The sequence below is a fragment of the Emticicia soli genome (assembly GCF_037860775.1).
GTDB classification, from domain to species: domain Bacteria; phylum Bacteroidota; class Bacteroidia; order Cytophagales; family Spirosomataceae; genus Emticicia; species Emticicia soli.
The window spans coordinates 1-1,014 of record NZ_JBBEWC010000041.1 but is presented as its reverse complement, the minus strand read 5'-3'; the positions used below and the strand labels follow the sequence as shown (position 1 = coordinate 1,014).

General features: G+C 39.2%; 1 protein-coding gene. It reads right to left on the bottom strand.

Annotated elements, in window-relative coordinates; all coding sequences use genetic code 11:
* Nucleotides 1-143: 143 nt before the first annotated feature.
* A complete protein-coding gene (locus WAE64_RS24750) occupies nt 144-839 on the bottom strand; it encodes a hypothetical protein (RefSeq protein ID WP_340240878.1) in 696 nt (231 codons plus the stop codon).
* Nucleotides 840-1,014 lie beyond the last annotated feature (175 nt).

The window sequence follows — 1,014 nt, the reverse complement described above, 5'->3', positions numbered from 1 at the left end:
GAGTGCCTTAACACAGCTAGGGGACTCTGGCGAAGGGTCGTAATATGAGCTAAAGGTTTTCCAGAGCGGCAGAGTCCCCTTCTACTCTAATGGCTCACTCACACGGGAGACTCTGCCGAGACCATACAACTCAACACAGACTATCAAATATCCAAATAATGAGTTATTTTCGTATTTTCATCGTCCTGATTCAAATCATAGAATCTTGCCGATGAGTAAGGATAAGCAAGATAATCTGTAGCTAAATTCCATTTTCCACTAATAGGATTCTTGTGCATATAACTTAGCTTCTGCTGTATAAAATGTTCACTAAAGCACTCTTTGGCATCATACGATTCCTCGAAAACCTGGTGCAATTTCCCATTCTTAGCTTCTTTAGCTTTCACGCCACTTGCTAATCTTTCCAACAATTCAAAGTTATCCGCTTGCATAAGTCTCTTAACTATCTCGTAGGCCATAAATCTTTTAGCATTACTTATAATCTTGTATAACTCAGGAGCATCTTTTGGAAGATAAATCAGACAATGCAAATGATTAGGCATAAAAACATAGCCTAATACTTTAATATTACGCTCGTTTAGAAGACCAAACCAGTTGTAAATATTATCATACAATTTTGTAATTTCAAAAAGTGGTATCCATTTATAACAAGTAAATGTTACGAAATAAATAGCTTCTTTCTGATTTTGTCTAACTTTAACAGCCATTTTTGTTGAGTAAGTAAGTAAGTAAGTATAATTTCTAGGTGTTTGCCATAGTCTCCCATGTGCGAGCGCCTTAACATAACTAGGGGACTCTGGCTCAGGGTCGTAATATTGGAAAAAGTCTAAAATCTCCATAGCGGCAGAGTCCCCTTCTACTCTAATGGCTCACTCGCACGGGAGACTCTGCCGAGACAACAAATTTATCAAAATACTAAAACCGTTGGGTCTTCGCCAGAGTCTCCCGTGTGCGAGTGCCTTAACACAGCTAGGGGACTCTGGCGAAGGGTCGTAATATGAGCTAAAGGTTTTC